This window comes from Alphaproteobacteria bacterium, from assembly GCA_039980135.1.
Classification (GTDB): Bacteria; Pseudomonadota; Alphaproteobacteria; order UBA6615; family UBA6615; genus UBA8079.
The window spans coordinates 209,697-229,131 of record JBDXCV010000006.1 but is presented as its reverse complement, the minus strand read 5'-3'; the positions used below and the strand labels follow the sequence as shown (position 1 = coordinate 229,131).

Below are 19,435 nucleotides of genomic sequence, written 5' to 3'. Positions count from 1 at the left end.
CCTAGGCCGTGAGAGCTTCGCGCCCGGCGAACCGGCGGAAGGCATAGATTGCGATCAGCAGCAAGACCGTCTGCGCCATCGACAGCGCCGCGGTCAGCGGTTCATTCTCGAAATTCGTCAGATAATAGACGCCGACCGAAAGGGTCTCGGTCCCCGTCGTGAACAGAATGATCGAGATCGACAGCTCGCGCAGGAAGATGATGAACAGCAGGATCCAGCCCGCAAACAACCCCGGTTTCAAAAGTGGGATCGTGATCCGCCACAAGGTGGTGAACCAGGAGGCCCCTGCCATCCGCGACGACTGGTCAAGCTCTTCGGAGATCGCCAGCATGATCGACGAGATGTTGCGCTGGCCGTAAGGGAAGAACCGCGTGATGTAGGCCAGCATCAGGATCCACAAGGTCGCGTAGATCGGCGTCTGGATATAGGTCACCAGCACACCCATCGCGAGCACGATGCCCGGGAAGCCGATCGGCACGACCGACAGGAAGTCGAGCATCCGCACGCCGAAGCCCTTTGTGCGATGGATCATGTAGGAGATGACCAGCGCCATCACCATGGCGATGGATGCGCCGCCGAATGCAAGGATCAAAGAGTTGCCAATGCCGTTGGTCGCCGCCGAAATCGCCTCGGGGCGCCACCAGAACAGGGTCTTCACATAGTTGATCGTCGTGATGTCGGCCCAGACGATCTTGCCCGTCCACACCGGATGTAGGCTGACGATGATGAGGCAGACGATCGGCAGGACAACCGCAACCGCAATGAACATGAGGTTGTAGCCGAACGCCACCCAGCGCCACGGGCCCAGATCGAGCACATTGGGACGAAATCCCTTGCCGGTGACCGTGGTGAACGAGCGCGGCGCGATATAGCGTTGCTGAATCCAGATCAGGAACACCGTGATGATGCCGAGCGCCATGCTCATGGCCGCTCCCAGGAAGTGGTTGGCGTCGTCGCCCACCGCCTTCGAGAAGATCTGGGTCGTCAGGGTTTCCCAGCCATAGGGTGCGGACAGCTTGAACGGCACGCCGAACTCGCCGGCGCTGGTCACGAAGACGATGATCGCTCCCGACAGGATACCCGGCATGACGAGCGGCAGGGTGACGGTCATGGTGGTACGCACGAGGCCGGCGCCGGTCGTCCGCGCGCTGTCTTCGAGCGAGGGGTCCATGCGCCGCAGCGAGCCGACCACGAAGAGATAAACCAGCGGTGCGAAGAAGATGCCCGTGACCCAGATGACACCCCAGATATTGTCGATGTTGATGATCGCGCCTTCAATTCCAAGGACGTCGCGCGCCAGGTTGTTCAAAAGACCGGTCTGAGGCTCACCCAGATTGTGCCAGGCGATCGCACCGACGAAAGGCGACAGGAAGAATGGAATCAGGTTGTAGGGCTCGAGATAATCGCGGCCAGGGCAGTTCGTGCGGGCGTTGATCCAGGCAAGTGACACGCCCAGGAAAGTTGCCAGTATCGTTGAACCCGAAGAGATGATCAGCGTATTGACGAACGCTTTCGGAATGATCCGGTCAGTGAACATCTCGACATAGTTGCCGAAGCCCCAGGTCGTGTCCCAACCCAGCGGGTCGAGCACCTTGAAGCTGGAGACGAACAACACCGCCAGCGGAACGATCACGGCACCGGCGACGATAATCGCGACGATGAATGTGATGATGTTCTCCTGCGTCACCATGGCGCGCAGGCGATTGTTGAGGCGAGAACGCTCGCGTGTCGGCGAGAGGGCTTCCGAGGTCATGGCAAATCCACCGGATCAAATCATGATGAGGTCACACGACGAAAATCGGCGCGCGACAGAGTTACAGGCTTAAAACTGTAAACAGCTGGAAGGGTAGTCACGGGGTCCGGATTTTAGCCGGACCCCGCAACCCCGTCAGGCCAAACGGCCTAGCGGAAGTTTTCCTGCCATTCGCCGCGGACGTCTTTGTACTGCTTCACCGCAGAGACCCAGTCAGACATGCCGATCAGCTTGTGCTGAGACAGGTCCATCAGATACGGCGCGGCAGCTGCAGGCGCCTTGTATCCATCGCGGAACGAGTAGATCGCCTCGCCCTCGACGAAGAGGTCCGAGCCTTCCTCGGAAAGCAGGAACTCGACCAGCAGCTTGGCGGCATTCGGGTTCGGAGAACCCTTCAGCACCGCGAGCTGGTTGCCGAGCATCGCCTGGCCTTCCTTATAGGAACCGATCTTGAGCTTGTCCTTGAGGTCCGGCGCCTTGAGCACGTTCTGATACACGCGGCCCGAGAGGTTCCACATGTCGAACGGACGCTGGCAGGAGATGATCATCTGCATCTTCGGTTCGGTGCGGAACTCGACGATCGGGTCGGTCTTCGCGAGTTCCGGCCAGAAATCCTCGAAGTTCACGGCACCGGCCTGCTGCAGCGCAATCACCGTGTTCGTGTAGGTGAACGACTTGGTGATGTCCGAGGAAATGGTCTTGCCCTTGAGCGAGGCTTCGACGGCATCCGCATAGGAGTCGACGCTGAAGTTCTCCATCCCCGGGCAGGACGTGTTCCAAACCGGCTGGAAGGTGTAGGCCAGCGGCGTCACCACGAGCGGGAAACGCGAATACTGACCCGCACTATTGACGAGCTTTTCGCTGGCAGCCCAGTTTTCGGATTCCAGCTCCACGAACGCACCACGATCAGCCGCCTGATCGAAGAACGCCGGCGAGTGGACCAGGATCATGTCGACGGTGAATTTGCCCGCCTGAATTTCCTGACGGACCTGCGCCACCGTGGCGCCTGTGCCCTTACGCAAGCTATTGAATTCAAAGTCATCGCCGAGATTGTATCGCGCCTTGAAAGCCGCAGCCATGCGCTGCGCCGTCCGGTCCGAGAACAGCGGATGAATGATTGTGACCGAACCCTCTGCCTTGGCGAGAGGCGCAAGCTTGGCCTCGACAGCATTCAGGTTCTGAGCCTGCGCGACCGATCCGACCGCGAGAAGAGCGATCGCCGAAACGGCACCCGCCCAGATTGATTTGCGTTGGAAATTCATCGAATTCCTCTCCCTTTGTCCGCGTTATTTGAAAAACCAAATTTTTTTCTTTTTGTGTAACGGATTTGTGAGGCCGTGGAAAGCAGATGTTGTTCGGGCTCATCCCTTAGTCCGGTTCAATGCCTCGGCCTGCACTTCCAGCGCCTCCCCACTCGTCATGTTGAGCAGCACCTGATCCTGTTCGAGGGTTGCCGTGTCGGGTCCGGAAAAAAGCCGATTCACGGACTCCTTGACCATTTGCTGGGCAACCCGGGGCTTCGCGGTGATTTCCGCCGCCATTTCCAGCGCCGCTGCCAAGGTGTCGTCGCTAACCTCCTCGCACAGGCCCCAGTCCAGTGCGGTCGCGGCATTCACTTTACGACACAGCCCCGCGATGAGCTTCGCACGGGCCGGACCAACAAGGCGGGCCAGCCGCGGCAGGGTACCCCAGGAATAGGTGATGCCGAGTTCAACCTCGGGCGCGCGCAGCCACGCACCCGTCTGGAGAATACGGAAGTCACAGGATAGGGCGAGCGAAATGCCGCCGCCGATCGCGAACCGGTCCACCGCCGCGATCGTCAACTGGGGCAGCGCTTCCCAGGCCCGGCACATTTCCAAGCCCAGCCGAATGTGGCGCCGCGCCTCTGCCAGAGGCAAATCTTGCGCAAACGAATCAGGCTCGGAGATGTCGTTGCCCGCGCAGAACGCGCCGCCCGCGCCGGTCAGGATGATCGCACCGATATCGACCCGCTCGGCGAGGGTCCGCGCTGTCGCGGCGAGCTTGCGCTTCAGCTCGGATGACAGCGCGTTGCGCTTGCGTGGCCTGTTGAGGCGCACGACAAGCGTGTCATTGCCAGCCTCCTCAACGGTGACGACGGGGTCGGACACAACGATTCTCCCTGAACAAACAAATCTAGTCGTAGAAAACGAAGGCGCGAGTCTCGATGGTCTCGCGCGGTGCCGGGTCGGACGGGGTGTTGGGGTCCTCGAATGCCGAGTGCAGCGCGTAGCGCGCGGTGCCATCCGTGCGCGTGTCGTAATTCTTGAACAACAACACCTCATCGCGCGTCATGCGCGGAAAATAGACCCATCTGTGATTGGCGTCATAGGCGGCGTGGCGCGTCTCGCTTGGGCGGTCGTATTCGAATGACGGTTCCGCGCGCATCGGCGCCTCACGGCGGGTCGCATAGAGCAGGGCATCATCGATCGTGCGCGCATCGCAAACGGTCAACGGCCATTGTTCGATTGTCCCGGTCATCGACCGCCAGGCATTCACAATCGCAAATCGGCCCTTCAATCGCGCTTCGGCCGCCTCGCCGAACTTGTCGCGCATGCGCTGCGCCGCCGACCCGTCGGTATAGTCGCTGTGTGGCGCGGGCACGGGGTCGCGTGACGCATGCGCCTCACGATGTGAGCGCTCGGTCGAGCGGCGGGTGTGGTCGAACACCACCACCTCTGTCGCACCGGCGGCAACGGCGATGAGCTTCTCGATTTCTGGCGTATAGACCGATGCCAACTGTGCATCGTCATTGAAGTCGGTCACTTGCGTGACATGGTCGACGAAGGTGAAACCCTCCACATCCAGGGAAAAATCATCTGCCAGAAGGCGCGCGTTCGCAATCGGCATGTCCTGGGGCACACGCGCGCCCTGCATCTGCATTTTCTCAGCCGCAGAGTGCGCCTGATTGAACACCGGCGCCTCGCCCGTATAAACGAGATAGTTGATCGCTGCGGTGATCTCTGCTTCGCCCGGTGAGTCTTCGGCCTCGCGAATCATAGTTCAATCTCCCAAATCGACCACCCGCCGGGTCCTCCCAAGCTTGATGAACAGTCTATGGCCCGGTATGTCGATGAGTCCATGAATGCACCGTTACCCCACGCCGACGAACATCGCGGCGCAGCGTCAGAATCACGTACAATCCTGCCGACTCATCGTGCGATATCACCATCGCCCGCGCGCGCATTCAGCGCCACGCTCAGTACGAACACGCCGACGGCCAGCAGGAAGCCCGACCGGCGCTCGGCACCCGACAGGAACATCACGAGGCCGCCCACGCCCAGCACGAAACCCAGATTCTCGGTCAGCGTCGCCACGGAGACTGTCGCCATGAACGACCCGAGCATCGCGATCGAGATGAGTCCCGCGCTCACCCCCCATCGCCGCGCCGCTGCATATGCCGTCACGAAAGCGGCCGCGCCGCTCACGACTGCCTGGAACAGGATTGCCAGTTGCAGTTCCGTACCGGCGGCCCGCAGCAATCCCGCGAGATAGAGTGCGTACGCAGGTCGGCGCTGACAGAACGCCGACAGGCCCTCGCCATCGAGCACAGCAAGTGCGCATCCATAATAGCCTGCCGCATCGTTCCACGGCAGGAGACCCGCAATCGCATTGGGATGTGTGCGGCCGGCCAACCAGTAGCCGAATATTGGAAGCAGGGTCGCTGCAAGCGACAGCGCCAGCAAACCGACCGTGAGCGGCAGAGGATTCCGGAATGCAGCCGGCAAGCCCGCAGCTATCACGGAGCAAACGACAAACGCCGCAGCCAGCCATGGGGTGCCTTCAATTGCTATTATCTGGACCAGAACGGTCGCCACGCTGCGCCTCCGGAACGGAGTGTCGTGTCGGGACAACTTCCCCCAGCCCCGCGTCGGCCAAGATCAAAAAGGCGAGGAATGGTGGGCACGGCTGGGATTGAACCAGCGACCCCTGCGATGTCAACACAGTGCTCTCCCGCTGAGCTACGCGCCCCACCTGATACGGGTTTCAGCGCCGTCGGCGGCAGTCCAACTCCGGTCTTCCGTCCACGACAGGGGCGGGTGATACACCGCACCCCCGCCAATGGCAAGAGGCGCACCCGCCTAATTCGCCAGCCTTACCGCTTGTACTCGATCTCGTAGCCGACGACGACCGTGTCGCCGGTATTGACTGCGTTATGCTCCACCGGCGCCGAATAGGATCCGGACTTGCCGGGTTCATAGCTAAACACCTTCGTGGTGCCGTCGGCGAAGTGGGACGTGAGCTCACCCGCAGTGAGATATACCACCACATAGTCGAGCTCGTGAGTGTGCCAGCCGGTCTGTTCACCGGGCTTGATGGTATATTTTATGACGCGCGATCGGTCGTCTTCATGGACGAGTTCGCTGGGCTGCGCAGTGCGGTCATCTGAATCGGGTGTGTATTCAATTTCGGCGGTGTTGGACACGAGCGTCTCCAGAGATTTGTCTTCAAGCCAGCCGGACTATAGCAAGAAAGGCATGCCATCAGGCGACCTGTTCTTCCAGGATCGCATCCACATGATCGACCAGATCGCGCAGGTGGAACGGCTTGGACAGGACTTTCGTATCGCCCATTTCCTCACGCGCATTCATGGCCACGGCGGCGAAACCCGTGATGAACAGGACTTTCAGATCCGCATTCACCTTGCTCGCCTGACGCGAAACCTCGATCCCGTCGATTCCCGGCATCACGATGTCCGCGATCAGCAGCTCATAGGCGCGCTCCGACACGGCGTCGAGCGCCGCCAGGCCATCGGGCACAGCTGTCACATCGTGGCCGCTGCGCTCCAGCGCGCGTGCCAAAAACTCACGCATCGATTGATCGTCTTCGGCGAGCAGGATTCGCGCCATTGAACCTTTGTCCTCTAACCTCGTATGTCCGGGTCCACGCCCTCAGCACGGGATGCCAGAGGCTACCTCCAAGCGGTTTCGAAAGGGTGAAGAAAATCAATCGCCGACCGTCGCCATTTCCTGGCGCTCACGTCAAGACACGCAACGGTGTCAAGGGTGACAGTCCGCCCGCTTTTCGCTACATCAGGCATGTTATGGACCGCGAAACCATCAACGATTCCGACGCCGCGATCGAGATTCTCGCGCCCGCCGAGCAGCTTGTACCGCTGGTCTTCTCGTCGCCACATAGCGGACGGGCCTATCCCGATGCGTTTCTTGCGGCGTCCAGGCTTGATGCCCACGCCATCCGGCGTTCCGAGGATTCCTTCGTCGACGAATTGTTTGCCAAAGCGCCCCATCACGGCGCGCCGCTATTGAAGGCATTGTTCCCACGCGCCTTTGTGGACCCGAATCGCGAACCCTACGAACTCGATCCGGCCATGTTCATCGAGCCGCTCCCGGCATATGTCAACAAACGCTCACCACGTGTCGCCGCCGGACTCGGCACGATTGCCCGCGTGGTCGCGACCGGCGCGGAAATCTACGCGTGCAAACTCTCCTTCGCCGAGGCCTGCGAACGCATTGAACGATGCTACCAGCCCTACCACGAGGCGCTGGAAGACCTTATCACCCAGACCCGCACGGCATTCGGCACCTGTGTTCTCATCGACTGCCATTCGATGCCGTCGATCGGCGGTCCGATGGAGAATGACGCCGGACGCCGCCGCCAGGTGGATTTCATCCTCGGCGATGCACATGGCCGGGCGTGCAACCGCTCCCTGACGGGTCTTGTCGAGGAGACATTGCGCGAGATGGGATATACCGTCGTCCGCAACGCGCCCTATTCGGGCGGCTTCATCACCCGCAATTATGGTCGTCCCGAAACCGGTGTGCATGCCCTCCAGATCGAGATCAACCGGGCGCTCTATATGGACGAGGCGACCATCGAACGCACCGACGGCCACGCGAATGTCGCCGAGAATATGAGCCTGCTGGCCGCGCGCCTGGCCGCGCTCGAACCCGCAGCTCTCGCCGCCTGAGACGGAATTTGACAACGGCCCGCGCCCAGGCTGGCTTCTTCACGCTGCGCGATGCGTGCACGCACGACGCGGCGGCCATCCAGGCGATCTACGCCACGCATGTTCTGAACGGGCTCGCCTCGTTCGAAGAAGTGCCACCCGACGCCGGCGAGATGGCGCGGCGCATGACGAGCATTCAGGCAAAAGGCCTGCCCTACATCGTCGCCGAGCGTGAAGGCCGGATCGGCGGATACGCGTATGCCAGCCCGTTTCGCGAGCGTTCAGCGTATCGTTATACGGTCGAGGACTCGGTCTACATCGCGCCCGACGCATTGCGTCTCGGGCTCGGCCGGACCCTGCTGAGTGAAGTGATCACGCGTTGCACCGAGGCGGGATATCGGCAGATGATCGCGGTCATTGGCGACAGCGAAAACAGAAGCTCGATCGGCCTCCACACCCATCTTGGGTTCGAAACGATCGGCACGATGCCGGCCGTCGGATTTAAATTCGGGCGTTGGGTCGACAGCGTACGCATGCAACGCGCACTCGGCCCCGGCGCGTCTACGCCGCCACGGCGTTCCGACGACGACCCGGAATGACGGACCGGCGCAGCGCCCAAAAAAAAGGGCCGTGGAAACCACGGCCCGAAGTCATAGGGAGGAAACGCTTTACAGCGACACCGCAGTACGATGCCGCAACGCAATATATGCTTCTCGCAGATGCGAAGACAACCCATGTGAGAGCATCTCCCGGATATTAAAAGATAATTTTTCAGTCCATAAACCGTATTGAAATAATATTTCACGAAAATCTTGCATTGCACAATATGGCGGCAAATGTCACCCGCGCCGCCGTGCCTGACACGGCTTCTGGCACGGCATTTGCGAAGTGTATGGCGCCATGCCGAACATATTTCTCATCCCCCGCCTGAAGTTCCTGCCATCCACGATGGCCGCCAGCCTGTTCGGGCTGTCGCTCTTCATTGCCGTACATCCCGTCAACGCTATGGAATCCAAAGATATTTGCGCTTCGGCGATTGACCACGCGGAACGTGAACGCGAGATTCCCAGCGATCTCCTGACGGCGATCGCACAGACCGAATCCGGGCGATGGGACGCCGACCGCGAGGCAGTTATTGCCTGGCCATGGACGGTGACAAATGGTCCCGACGGGCGATTCTTTCCGACCAAGGCCAAGGCCATCGCCCATGTCCGGGCCTTGCAGGCACGCGGCATCCGGAATATCGATGTTGGCTGCATGCAGATCAATTTGCGCCATCACCCCGATGCCTTTGCTGATCTGCAGCAGGCATTCGACCCCGCGGCGAACGCCGCTTATGCGGCTCGCTTCCTGAGCGGTCTCTTCGAATCGCATCGGTCCTGGGGCGAGGCGATCCGGCGGTACCATTCCAAAAACACGAAATTCAACCGCCCGTATCACCAGAAGGTCGCGCGTGCCTGGAATGCCGCGCGGCAGAACTCCGCCGAAGCGCATCGACAGGCAGTGATCGCCGCCCATCTGGCACAACGCGCGCGCTGGCGCGCGGAACGCGCGGCCCAACTCGCCGCCGCCCGGTAGCACCCCGGCCCTCGCCACCAGTCAGGACCGTCTTGGACGGCGCACATGCCCCGTGGCATGGTGGATTGCCCATTCTGGAACGGGCCCATTGAGGAACGGCACGATGACCGCGCTCGCCGCCGACGCATACACGGACGCCAATTTCACCATCGGCTCCGCCGGCACCGATACTGGAGAAGACGGCTGGGTCCTCAACCTCGATGGCGCGTGGATCACTCAGCAAATCGCCGCCGTGGACCAGAAGCTTCGGGTTCTCGAAATGCCCACACAAGGAAGCGCTGTTATCGAAATCGGCGGCGTCACCAGCCTCGACACCGCGGGCGCATGGCTGATCCATCGCACCGAGCTCGCACTGCTCGAGCGCGGCAACGCAGTCGATTGTCGGTCCGCCATCCCGGCCTATGCGCGCCTGCTCGCAACGGTGCGTGCCAACGACGCCCATACGCCCGAGCCGCCGGAGCCGACCAACGCCTTTATCGCGATGATCGAGCGGGTCGGACGGGCCACGGTGGACGCGGCCGTGGAAGCACACGACCTGATCAACTTCCTTGGCCATTCCGTCATTGTGCTTGGCCATTCCATTGTCCGCCCTGGCCACATCCGCTTCACATCCCTGGTCCACCATATCGAGCAGGCCGGTCTGAACGCGTTGCCGATCGTCGGATTGATATCCTTCCTGATCGGCATCGTGCTGGCCTTTCAGGGTGCCGAACAACTCAGCAAATTCGGCGCCGAGATATTCACTGTAAATATCGTCGCCCAGGGCGTATTGCGCGAAATGGGTGTCCTGTTGACCGCCATCATTCTGGCCGGCCGGTCCGGCAGCGCCTTCACCGCACAGATCGGGACGATGAAGGTCCGCGAGGAGGTCGACGCCATGCGCACGATCGGCCTCGACCCGATGCAGGTACTCGTCCTGCCGCGCCTTTGGGCGCTCGTCATCTGCCTGCCGCTATTGACCTTCTACGCCAACCTCATGGGCCTGCTCGGCGGCGCGATCATGGCCACCGTCACCCTCGACCTGACATTCTTTCAGTTCGTCCGGCAACTGAGCGGTGCGGTCACCTTGTGGACATTCTGGATCGGGCTGATCAAGGCGCCGGTGTTTGGTTTCATCATCGGCCTCGTGGGCTGTTACGAGGGGATGCGCGTGTCGGGCAGTGCGGAATCCGTCGGCCGCATGACCACCCGCGCCGTTGTCGAAGCAATCTTCCTGGTGATCGTGCTCGATGCGTTGTTCTCAATTCTGTTCGCGATCCTGGGGGTCTAGCGGATGACCGCTGCACCAGAACCAACGCTCGATGCGGTGATCCGTATCCGCGGCCTGCGCACCCAGTTCGGTGCCAACGTTATCCATGACGGGCTCGACCTCGATGTGGCGCGCGGTGAGGTTATGGGCATCGTGGGCGGCTCGGGCACCGGCAAATCGGTTCTCCTGCGCACCATTATCGGCCTGAATGCGCCGGCCGACGGGCAGATCGAGATGTTCGGCCAGGAGGTCACAGACTCGAGCGACGAGGAACGACGCGCCGTCCAGCGCCGCGTCGGGGTTCTGTTTCAGGACGGTGCACTGTTCAGCTCCCTCACGGTCGCACAGAACATCGCCGTACCCCTGGCCGAACACACGCCCCTGTCGCCCGAGTTGCGGAGTGAAATCGCGGACGTGAAGATCAATCTGGTCGGCCTGCCTCTCGATGCAGCCAATAAATATCCCTCGGAACTCTCCGGTGGCATGCGCAAGCGCGCGGGCCTCGCGCGTGCGCTGGCACTCGATCCGGAAATCCTCTTCCTGGACGAGCCCACAGCGGGTCTGGACCCTATCGGTGCCGCGCGGTTTGACGAATTGATCGGCGAGCTGCGCGACGCGCTCGGACTTACGGTCGTGATGATCACACATGACCTGGACAGTCTGAACGCCATCTGTGACCGAATCGCCGTCCTCCTCGACAAACGGATTCGTGTCGGCACAATGCAGAATTTGATGGCAGATGATCACCCATGGCTGCGAGACTATTTCCACGGGCCGCGCGCCCGTGCGGCGATGGATCAGCCAAACGAAGCGGAGCAACGTTGAGCGATGGAAACCCGCGCAAACTATCTTCTGGTTGGCAGCTTCGTGCTCCTGATTGTCGCAGGCACGGTCATGTTCATTCTGTGGCTGGCAAAGTTCCAGTTCGACCAGCAGTTCACGCGCTACGACATTGATTTTCCCGGATCGGTCAGCGGCCTAAAAACCGGCGCGACGGTCGAGTTGAACGGTATTCCTGTCGGGGAGGTGATCGATATCCGGATTGACCCTGACAATGTGGAACGGGTGAAGGTAACGATCGAGGTGCCTGCCAGTACGCCGGTCCGCGCGGATACCGTGGCCAACATGCAGCTCCAGGGGATCACGGGCGGGGTCTCGATACAATTGTCCGGCGGCACCCAGGATGCCCCGCCACTGAAGGCGAGACCAGGCAAGAAGAACGCCGTGATCGCCTCGCAATCTTCCGCGCTGGAGCAATTTCTCGAAGGCGCGCCGGAACTGCTGACAGGCCTGCAAACCCTCGTCGCGCGGGCCGCAAGGTTGCTGAATACGGACAATCAGGATGCCTTCGCGCAAACCCTGGCCAACGCTGCGGCACTGACAGGCGCGCTCGCCGCGCGCACCGGCGATATCGAGCTGCTGCTCAGCGAAGCATCGGGTACGATGACGAATCTGCGCGAAGCGAGCCGGACGATGGTCGCCTTGTCGGCGCGCGCGGACGCCACACTCGCATCCGTCGGCAGCGCCGCCAACAGCGTGACCAGCACGGTGGAGGCCAGTCAGCCCGACCTCGCCGCTTTGATCGTGGACCTGCGGCGCACCTCGAATTCGATCACCACCATGACCGACGAAATGAATGCGTTGATCGAGGAGAACCGCCCGTCGTTGCGTGATTTCACGGGCGACGGCCTCTACGAACTGACCAGCTTCCTGACCGAGGCGCGGGCCCTGATCGACGGGCTTGACCGCGTGACCACGCAAGTCGAGCGCGATCCCGCCCGTTTTCTGTTCGGCAACCAGCAGCAGGGCTATGAAACAGCAAGATAACCCGGAATTTCTGGCACACTCGTTGCGGCACGCGCCGCGTCGCGGATTCCTGCAGGGCGTCGGTGCCCTGTCCCTGACATCGGCGCTCGCCGGTTGCGGTGTCGGAAAGCTGTTGCCGGGCCAGGGCCCGCCGCCGCGCCTTTTCCGACTTTCTCCCAAAAGCACATTCGACGAGGATCTCCCGACCGTTGATTGGCAACTCGTGATCGAAGAGCCTATATCTCCAACGGGACTCAGCACGACACGGATTCCGCTTCAACGTCGCGCCGTCGAGCTGGAATATTACGCGCGCGCGAACTGGACGGACCGGGCACCGGCGATGGTGCATACGCTGGCAGTCGAATCGTTCGAGAATTCAGATCGTATCGTGGCCGTCGGACGCGAATCGCTGGGTCTGCGCTCGGACTTCATCCTGAAGCTCGACCTGCGGGAGTTTCAAACGGAATATACCGGCGAGGGTCCGCCGGCGGCCCACGTGCGCCTCAATGCCAAACTGGTTCAGATGCCCCAGCGGACCATCATCGCATCGCAGCGGTTTACCCGCCGCATTCCCGCCAAGGCAGACACACTCGAAGAGATCGTCGAGGCGTTCGACGAAGCCTTGGGCAAGGTGTTGAAGGAATTGGTAACCTGGACGTTGAGGACCGGGCAGGCCGCGCGGGGCTAGCAGGAATGCCTAGGTCGCGTCCTGATCGTTCAGCGCGTTCTGTACAAACCGCACCAGGACGCGCAGCGGCAGCGGCTTGTCGACCACCGCGAAGACATCGAGACCCTCTTCGGTCGCACGCTTGACCTGGTCCGCGTAACCCGACATCAGAATAATCTTCGGTTTGTAATCGAGATTGGCCGCAAGTTGAGCGGCCTTGATCCCGTCCAGGCCCGGCATGCGGACATCCATGATCACGACGGCGGGTTTTTCCCGGCGCATCGTGTTGACCGCGGCAAAACCATTATCTTCCTGGGCAACCGAAATCCCGAACCGCGACAGGAATGATGCGATCTGCTCGGCCTGTTCGCGGTCATCGTCGACAATCATCACCAGCGGTGGCTGGCGAGAGTCTTCGGATGGGGTCGTGGCTGCAATTCCTGCCATGGACTGGCACTCATTTCCTTGAACACACGCGGTTGTACCGCAGGAAAACTAACACATCCACTCTGATTGGCCGCGTACATATGTATCACATTTGAGAGAAAAATTCAGCCGCGGTGCGTTCTACCGCAGCATTTCTCGAAGAATTCCCGAAACTTCCCTTAGATTCAACGGTTTCTGCAATACCGTCGTGACACCCGCGCGCGCCCAAATCTCATCCTGGCCACCAAGGTTGGTGTGCCCCGTCATCACGACAATCGGAAGTTGTGGTTGCTCCAGGCGCACCCGCGCCAGGAAATCTGCGCCATCCATGCCCGGCATCCGCAAGTCGGTCATCACCAGTTCGTAGTGGGTCTCGCGAACACGATCGAGCGCCTCCGACCCGTTCGCCGCGGTATCTATCGTGTAACCGCGCGTCTCCAGGAATTTGGACAAGGTCGTGGTCGCTTCGTGCTCATCGTCGACAACCAGAATGCTCGCCATCAGTTTTTCCGCACGCCCTAGCCGTCCGCCGCCGTATCATGAGCGACTCCTGAATCCGGCTGGGCGATCGGCAGCCTGATCTCGAACACAGCCCCCTTCGGTCCGTTGGCCACGGAAATCGTACCCCCCATTCCGCTGATGATGCTGTAACCGATCGCCAGCCCGAGTCCGGTGCCCTTTCCGGCACGTTTCGTCGTGAAGAAGGGTTCGAACACCTGCTCCAGATTTTCCTCGGATATGCCCCCGCCATTGTCGGAAACGCTGATCACCACTTCTTCGGGGCGCGCGCGCCCGGCGGGGTCATCGTCTAGGCCTGCGACAAAGGCCGAAACCTCAATCACCCCGCCCTCGATACGCGAACGGTCCCCGGCCCCGTCCACGAGCATGTCCTTCTGGCTGAAAACCGCGTCGCGTGCGTTCGCCAGAAGATTCAGCACCACCTGCTCCAGGCGGATCGGTTGACCGAATACATAGGGGGCCACTTTGGGCAGGATCGTCCGGACCTCAACCCCGTCGAGGCGATACTGTTCGCGAACCATTGATGCCGCGGAGTCAACGCACGCGATCGGATTGAACCTGTCTTCGGTTTCGTCTTCCTGCCGGCTGAACACGCGCATGTGGTTGATGATGTCAGCCATACGCTCGCTCTGGTTCGAAATACGGTCGAACTCCTCGCGGTGGCTCACCATGTCGGCCTTGTTCTCTTCCATCAGGATCAAGCTGGCATCCGCCGCCATGCGAATAATGTTCAGCGGCTGATTCAGCTCATGGGCCATGCTGGCCGCCATCTCGCCGAGCAGCGCCAATTTTGATGTCTGGATGAGCTGCGCCTGGGCAAGCTTGCGGTCGCTGATGTCTCGGATGATCACGAGGACGGCCGGTGCCCCCTGATAGGCGAACTCGATACCCGTTGCCTCACCTTCGAACGTCGTGCCGTCAATGCGGCGTCCGCGGAATTCGTGAATTTCGATATCGCTGTGAAATCCCGACATCGGTTTCGAGGCGCGCACCGAATCATGATTATCCGGATGCACGAAGTCCAGAGCCCGGCGCCCGATAAGTTCGGCCGGACTTGCCGCGCCCAGCAAATGGGCCCCGGCAGCGTTCGCGAAGACAATACGACCCTGTGCCTGGATTGCGATCATATCCGGTGAGGCTTCAATCAGTCGGCGATAGCGATCCTCGCTTTCTTCCAGCGCGGCCACGGCGCGTCGTTCCGCAGTGATGTCGGTAAACACGCAAACCCAGCCGCCATGCGGCAACGGGTCGGCGCGCACGAGCATGATCTGGCGTCCCGTCCGCGTGATTTCGAACTGGAACGGAAGCCCGTCTGCGAGGCGTTCATCGAGCGATTTGTCCGGCTCCGGATTGCCGGGCGCGTCGGCGATGTGCTCGATATCGGCGCCAATCGAACCGAGAATTTCCCGGAATGGCGCGCCGAGCAAATCCTGATCTCCGCCGAACACCGCCAGACGATCGAGGCGTGTATTCGTCAGAACTGCGCGCAGATGCCCGTCGAGCACGATCAGCCCTTCGCCCATTCCTTCGAGCGTGGCCTGCAGCAGCGTGGTCTTTTCCGCGAGCTCTTCCTGCCCCAACCGGATATCGGTGATGTCGGTCATCACACACACGGTGCCGCCGTCGGTCGTCCCGCGCCCGAGCAACTGGACGTGGCGGCCGTCCGAAAATCGCATCTCGCGCCGCTCACGGGGGTTCTCGAACCAGGCCGCCTGGCTGGTGACCCAAGCCTCACTATGTTCGCCGACCTCGGCAATCGCGCCATTCTCCGCGGATCCGCGCATCAAGTGCTCGAACGTACTGCCGGCGACGATGCGTGAACTCGCACCGGGGAAGTATTCCGGCGCCCGTGAGTTCCAGAGGATCAATCGGCCCATCTCATCGAACAGCACGAACCCGGCAGGGATCGATTCGATCGCGTCGAAAAGACGCGATTGCGCCTCACGCGCCCGGTCTTCCGCCAAAACCATGGCCGTGATGTCCGTGCCGGTGCCGCGGTAGCCGAGGAATTGTCCCGAGGGCCCGAAGATCGGGCGGCCGTTGACCAGGAAATGGTAATCCCCGCCGTTGCCGTGCGGCCGTTTCACCCGGACGTTGCGAAATGGCTGACGCGCGGCGATCGCGGCGATCAGACGGCTCCACTCCTCCTTGGACCCCTCCGACGGTTTCTCACCAATTTTGTGACCGATCAAATAATCGCCCAGACGCCCCGATACTTCCGAGAACCTGCCGCTGACATGGGTGAAGCGGGTTTCGGAGTCCAGTTCCCAGACCCAGTCCGAAGCCGCGCTTGTAAAATCCCGGAATCGTTGCTCGCTGTCGGACAGTTCGACTTGTTGGCGCTTCATGTCCGAAATATCGGAAAGCGTGGTCACGGTGCCGCCGTCGTCGGTGGGTGCGTCATCCAGCTGCAGCCATGTTCCATCCACCATCGCAATTTCAACGGGCATGCTGCCCAGACCGCGAAGGCGCTGAATATCCCCGACCCATTCGTCCGGATGCTGGTCCGCATCCACAACGCGGCCATTCACCGCGAGCGCACGAAGAAACTGCGCATAGGACATCGATCGCGGTTCGTCCACCGCCGCCCCGTGCACCAGCCGTCGAAACTTGTTGTTGTGCTCGATCAGATTGTCGTTGGCGTCGAACAATCCGAAGGCATCCGACATGCTGTCGAGCGCGCCTTCCAGCCTGTCCTGGGTCAGTTTTAGCCCGCGTGTCAGCGTTTCGTTCTCGACTCCCAGCCGGAAACTCTCCGAAAAATTCCGATTGGCCGCGCGGCCGAGGAAAACAAGCGCCAACAGGAAGACGACGCCCGAAACACCGAGCACCGTACTTTCGGTGTTCTCCTGGATCACGAGGATACCCGCGATGGGAACCGTCAGCGGCACCAGATAGGCGACGAGTGCCGGAAAGAATGGCGCAAAGCTCGCCGTCGCGCCCGCGCCCATTCCGAGCACGAAAATCACCAGATAGGCCTGGATCAGAAAACTGTCTTGCGTAAACAGCACCGCCGAACCGATGCCCCAGGCCATCCCGGCCGCCAAATGAACACCGATCCAGATGATGCGCCACTTGGCCCCATAGCCCGCGCCACGCGCCACGGCGGTGTCATAGTGACGGTATAACTGCCAGCGGACTGCCGAGGTCGCCCACACAATGCCGACCCAGACAACCAGCGCAATCGTCGGAACATTACCCCAAAGCAGAAACCCCAGAATGATGCTGTTAACCGGCGGAACGAAATTGCTCAGGCGCGCCTGCCGGGTCAGCGCGACCATCTGCGCATGCGCCAAACGGTCAGGATACGAATGTTCCGTATCCGGATTCGCTTTCCGAGAATCCCAGTTCTGCATTTCCGACATACGTTGCTCGTCAGGCGGTGCGGGCGAGAGCGCCGACACGCAACAAGCTATTGAAGAACAATGACTTGGGCAAGTCAGCCCCACAAGCCCGATTGCGGCAGTGCGAGGCAACTGCCATCGATCGACAGGCCCGGCGTACGGTCCCGGGCCAACAACAACGGGCCATCGAGATCCACATAGGCCGCGCCTTGGGCAACAAGCATTGCCGGCGCCATTGCGAGGCTGGTGCCAACCATGCAGCCGACCATCACCCCGAAACCATCCGCACGGGCCGCGGCACACACGGCCAGCGCCTCGGTCAGTCCCCCGGTCTTGTCCAGCTTTATGTTCACCAGATCGTACTTGTCCTTGAGCTCCGGCAGGCTTGTCCGGTCGTGAAAGGCCTCATCCGCACACACCGGAACGGGGCGGTCCAACCGAACCAGCGCCTCGTCATCTCCGGCTGGAAAAGGCTGCTCGATCAACTCTACGCCCAGTGCATTCAATTCCGGCACGAGCGCCTCGTAGACAGGGACATTCCAGGCTTCATTGGCATCGACGATCAGACGCACATTCGGTGCCGCCGCACGTACCGCCCGGACTCGCGCGAGATCGCCCTCACCGGTCAGTTTCAGTTTCAGCAGCGGGCGGCCGGCATTGGTTTCCGCCTCGCGAGACATCGACTCCGGCCCGTCAGCGCTCAAGGTGAACGCCGTGACCACCGGTTCCGGTTCCGTCAATCCGGCGCGCAACCAGGCTGGTATGCCCGTGGATCGAGCCTCCAAATCCCAAAGCGCGCAATCGATCGCATTGCGCGCCGCGCCCGCAGGCATCGCCGCCTGCAGTCCGGCCCGCGTCATGCCATCCCTGATCGCAGGTGCCATCGACTGAATTGCCGACACGACACTCTCCGGCGTCTCGCCGTAACGCGCGTTTGGCCCGCACTCGCCGCGCCCGGTCGCCGCGCCGTCCGATACCTGGGCAACCACCACGATTGTCTCGGTCTTGGTCCCACGTGAGATCGTGAAATGCCGCCGCAATGCGAAGGTTTCGATCTGCGCGTGCAGAAGGCTCACCGTGCTAGGCCTGAATAAGCCGTTCCACGATCGGCGCCACGCCATCGCGGACCGGATCGAGTGCCGGGAGCCCAAACCGGTCCGAAAGCCCCGCCAGCAGATCTGCTCGCGCGCCGGCCTCGCCCATCGCCGACGTATTCACCGCGATCCCGACACATTGCGCATCCGGATTGGTCAGCCGCGCCGCCGCCAGGTGGCCGTCAATGCAGACCCCGATATCGGGCAACGCCTGATGTGGCAGACCGCGCATATGGCTACGCGTCGGTTCATGGCACAGCACCAGCGCATCGGGCTGGGCGCCATGCACCAGCCCCATCGTCACCCCGGCATAGGAGGGATGAAACAACGATCCCTGCCCCTCGACCAGGTCCCAATGACCCGGCGCATTGGCCGGGGCGAGCCACTCGGTCGCACCCGAAATGAAGTCCGACACCACGGCGTCGACCGAGACGCCCGATCCCGCGATGAAGATGCCCGTCTGCCCCGTCGCGCGAAAATCGCAATCCATGCCCCGCTGACGCATCTCTGCATCCACCGCCAACGCGGTGTACATCTTGCCGACGGAGCAATCCGTCCCGACCGCCAGCAATCGTTTGCCCTGCCGGCGCGCCCCCGTTCCCACATCGAAGGTCTGGCTGGGATGGCGCACATCGAACAATTGCGCGCCGTTTGCGACCGCCGCCGCAGCGACATCGGGAATATCGGCAATCCGCGCATGCAGGCCCGAGGCCACATCCATGCCGGCTTCAATCGCCTGCAGAATGGTCGAAACCCAATGCTCGCCGATCACGCCACCCCGGTTCGCGACTCCGATCACCATCGTTCGCACCCCCGCCGCGGCCGCCGCGTCTATGGTCATGTCGGGCAGGCCGAGATCGGCATTGCAGTTTTCGAGGCGCAACTGGCCGACACACCAGTCGCGCCGCCAATGCACGATGCCCTGCGCGGTTTTCGCCGCCAGTTGGTCGGCGGCATCGCCGAGAAACATCAGATAGGGGTGGTCGATCTGCAAAACCCGTCGCTCCTCTCTTGTCCGTCCGTTGATCCCGCCGCCCCAGTTGCTGCGTGCATTGACGGAGAGTTATTGTCCG

The 19,435-nt window shown here is 61.6% G+C and carries 19 protein-coding genes and 1 tRNA gene; 7 read left to right on the top strand and 13 right to left on the bottom strand.

The features are described 5' to 3' along the window. Position 1 precedes the first annotated feature (1 nt). The 8 genes from ABJ363_09280 to ABJ363_09245 form a co-directional block, all read right to left on the bottom strand. The gene (locus ABJ363_09280; protein ID MEP4379178.1) at positions 2-1,753 is read right to left on the bottom strand and encodes an iron ABC transporter permease; all 1,752 of its coding nucleotides are present in this window, start codon (positions 1,751-1,753) and stop codon (positions 2-4) included. Positions 1,754-1,902: 149 nt separating this feature from the next. Next, positions 1,903-3,015 (bottom strand): extracellular solute-binding protein, encoded by a 1,113-nt coding sequence (locus ABJ363_09275; GenBank protein MEP4379177.1) that lies wholly within the window; start codon positions 3,013-3,015, stop codon positions 1,903-1,905. Between the two features lie 99 nt (positions 3,016-3,114). After that, positions 3,115-3,882, bottom strand: a complete 768-nt coding sequence (locus ABJ363_09270; GenBank protein MEP4379176.1) for an enoyl-CoA hydratase/isomerase family protein — start codon at positions 3,880-3,882, stop codon at positions 3,115-3,117. Between the two features lie 25 nt (positions 3,883-3,907). Next, entirely contained in the window at positions 3,908-4,771 is an 864-nt protein-coding gene (locus ABJ363_09265) for a CmcJ/NvfI family oxidoreductase (GenBank protein ID MEP4379175.1), read from the bottom strand. 152 nt (positions 4,772-4,923) lie between these two features. Next, positions 4,924-5,589 carry a hypothetical protein gene (locus ABJ363_09260; GenBank protein ID MEP4379174.1) on the bottom strand — a complete coding sequence of 222 codons (666 nt, stop codon included), beginning with the start codon at positions 5,587-5,589 and terminating at the stop codon, positions 4,924-4,926. 79 nt (positions 5,590-5,668) lie between these two features. Continuing rightward, positions 5,669-5,743, bottom strand: a tRNA-Val gene (locus ABJ363_09255). Between the two features lie 124 nt (positions 5,744-5,867). Further along, positions 5,868-6,197: a cupin domain-containing protein gene (locus ABJ363_09250; GenBank protein MEP4379173.1), complete on the bottom strand. Its 330-nt coding sequence runs from the start codon at positions 6,195-6,197 to the stop codon at positions 5,868-5,870. Between the two features lie 58 nt (positions 6,198-6,255). Beyond that, positions 6,256-6,621, bottom strand: a complete 366-nt coding sequence (locus tag ABJ363_09245) for a response regulator (protein MEP4379172.1) — start codon at positions 6,619-6,621, stop codon at positions 6,256-6,258. Positions 6,622-6,815: 194 nt separating this feature from the next. Here ABJ363_09245 and ABJ363_09240 point away from each other — a divergent pair, with 194 nt between their 5' ends. From ABJ363_09240 to ABJ363_09210, 7 genes are all read left to right on the top strand, one after another. Next, positions 6,816-7,700 carry an N-formylglutamate amidohydrolase gene (locus ABJ363_09240; GenBank protein ID MEP4379171.1) on the top strand — a complete coding sequence of 295 codons (885 nt, stop codon included), beginning with the start codon at positions 6,816-6,818 and terminating at the stop codon, positions 7,698-7,700. 44 nt (positions 7,701-7,744) lie between these two features. After that, complete coding sequence (locus ABJ363_09235; GenBank protein MEP4379170.1) at positions 7,745-8,278, top strand: N-acetyltransferase family protein; 534 nt, start codon at positions 7,745-7,747, stop codon at positions 8,276-8,278. A gap of 301 nt (positions 8,279-8,579) precedes the next feature. Next, positions 8,580-9,257, top strand: a complete 678-nt coding sequence (locus ABJ363_09230; GenBank protein MEP4379169.1) for a transglycosylase SLT domain-containing protein — start codon at positions 8,580-8,582, stop codon at positions 9,255-9,257. 103 nt (positions 9,258-9,360) lie between these two features. Continuing rightward, positions 9,361-10,527: an ABC transporter permease gene (locus ABJ363_09225; protein ID MEP4379168.1), complete on the top strand. Its 1,167-nt coding sequence runs from the start codon at positions 9,361-9,363 to the stop codon at positions 10,525-10,527. A 3-nt stretch (positions 10,528-10,530) separates the two neighbouring features. Then, positions 10,531-11,331 carry an ABC transporter ATP-binding protein gene (locus ABJ363_09220; protein ID MEP4379167.1) on the top strand — a complete coding sequence of 267 codons (801 nt, stop codon included), beginning with the start codon at positions 10,531-10,533 and terminating at the stop codon, positions 11,329-11,331. A gap of 3 nt (positions 11,332-11,334) precedes the next feature. After that, entirely contained in the window at positions 11,335-12,333 is a 999-nt protein-coding gene (locus ABJ363_09215) for an MlaD family protein (GenBank protein MEP4379166.1), read from the top strand. Then, positions 12,317-13,000 carry an ABC-type transport auxiliary lipoprotein family protein gene (locus ABJ363_09210; protein ID MEP4379165.1) on the top strand — a complete coding sequence of 228 codons (684 nt, stop codon included), beginning with the start codon at positions 12,317-12,319 and terminating at the stop codon, positions 12,998-13,000. The genes ABJ363_09215 and ABJ363_09210 overlap by 17 nt, the downstream gene beginning before the upstream one ends. 9 nt (positions 13,001-13,009) lie before the next feature. Here ABJ363_09210 and ABJ363_09205 read toward each other — a convergent pair whose 3' ends face one another. From ABJ363_09205 to dgcN, 5 genes are all read right to left on the bottom strand, one after another. Further along, on the bottom strand, positions 13,010-13,426 hold the full coding sequence (locus ABJ363_09205; protein ID MEP4379164.1) for a response regulator: 417 nt from the start codon (positions 13,424-13,426) through the stop codon (positions 13,010-13,012). A gap of 120 nt (positions 13,427-13,546) precedes the next feature. Further along, positions 13,547-13,906, bottom strand: coding sequence for a response regulator (locus ABJ363_09200; protein MEP4379163.1), 360 nt, complete (start codon positions 13,904-13,906; stop codon positions 13,547-13,549). Positions 13,907-13,923: 17 nt separating this feature from the next. Further along, positions 13,924-17,220, bottom strand: a complete 3,297-nt coding sequence (locus tag ABJ363_09195; GenBank protein MEP4379162.1) for a PAS-domain containing protein — start codon at positions 17,218-17,220, stop codon at positions 13,924-13,926. 143 nt (positions 17,221-17,363) lie between these two features. After that, positions 17,364-18,344 carry an N-acetyl-D-Glu racemase DgcA gene (gene dgcA, locus ABJ363_09190; protein MEP4379161.1) on the bottom strand — a complete coding sequence of 327 codons (981 nt, stop codon included), beginning with the start codon at positions 18,342-18,344 and terminating at the stop codon, positions 17,364-17,366. Positions 18,345-18,348: 4 nt separating this feature from the next. Next, on the bottom strand, positions 18,349-19,356 hold the full coding sequence (dgcN, locus tag ABJ363_09185; protein ID MEP4379160.1) for an N-acetyltransferase DgcN: 1,008 nt from the start codon (positions 19,354-19,356) through the stop codon (positions 18,349-18,351). Between the last annotated feature and the right edge of the window lie 79 nt (positions 19,357-19,435).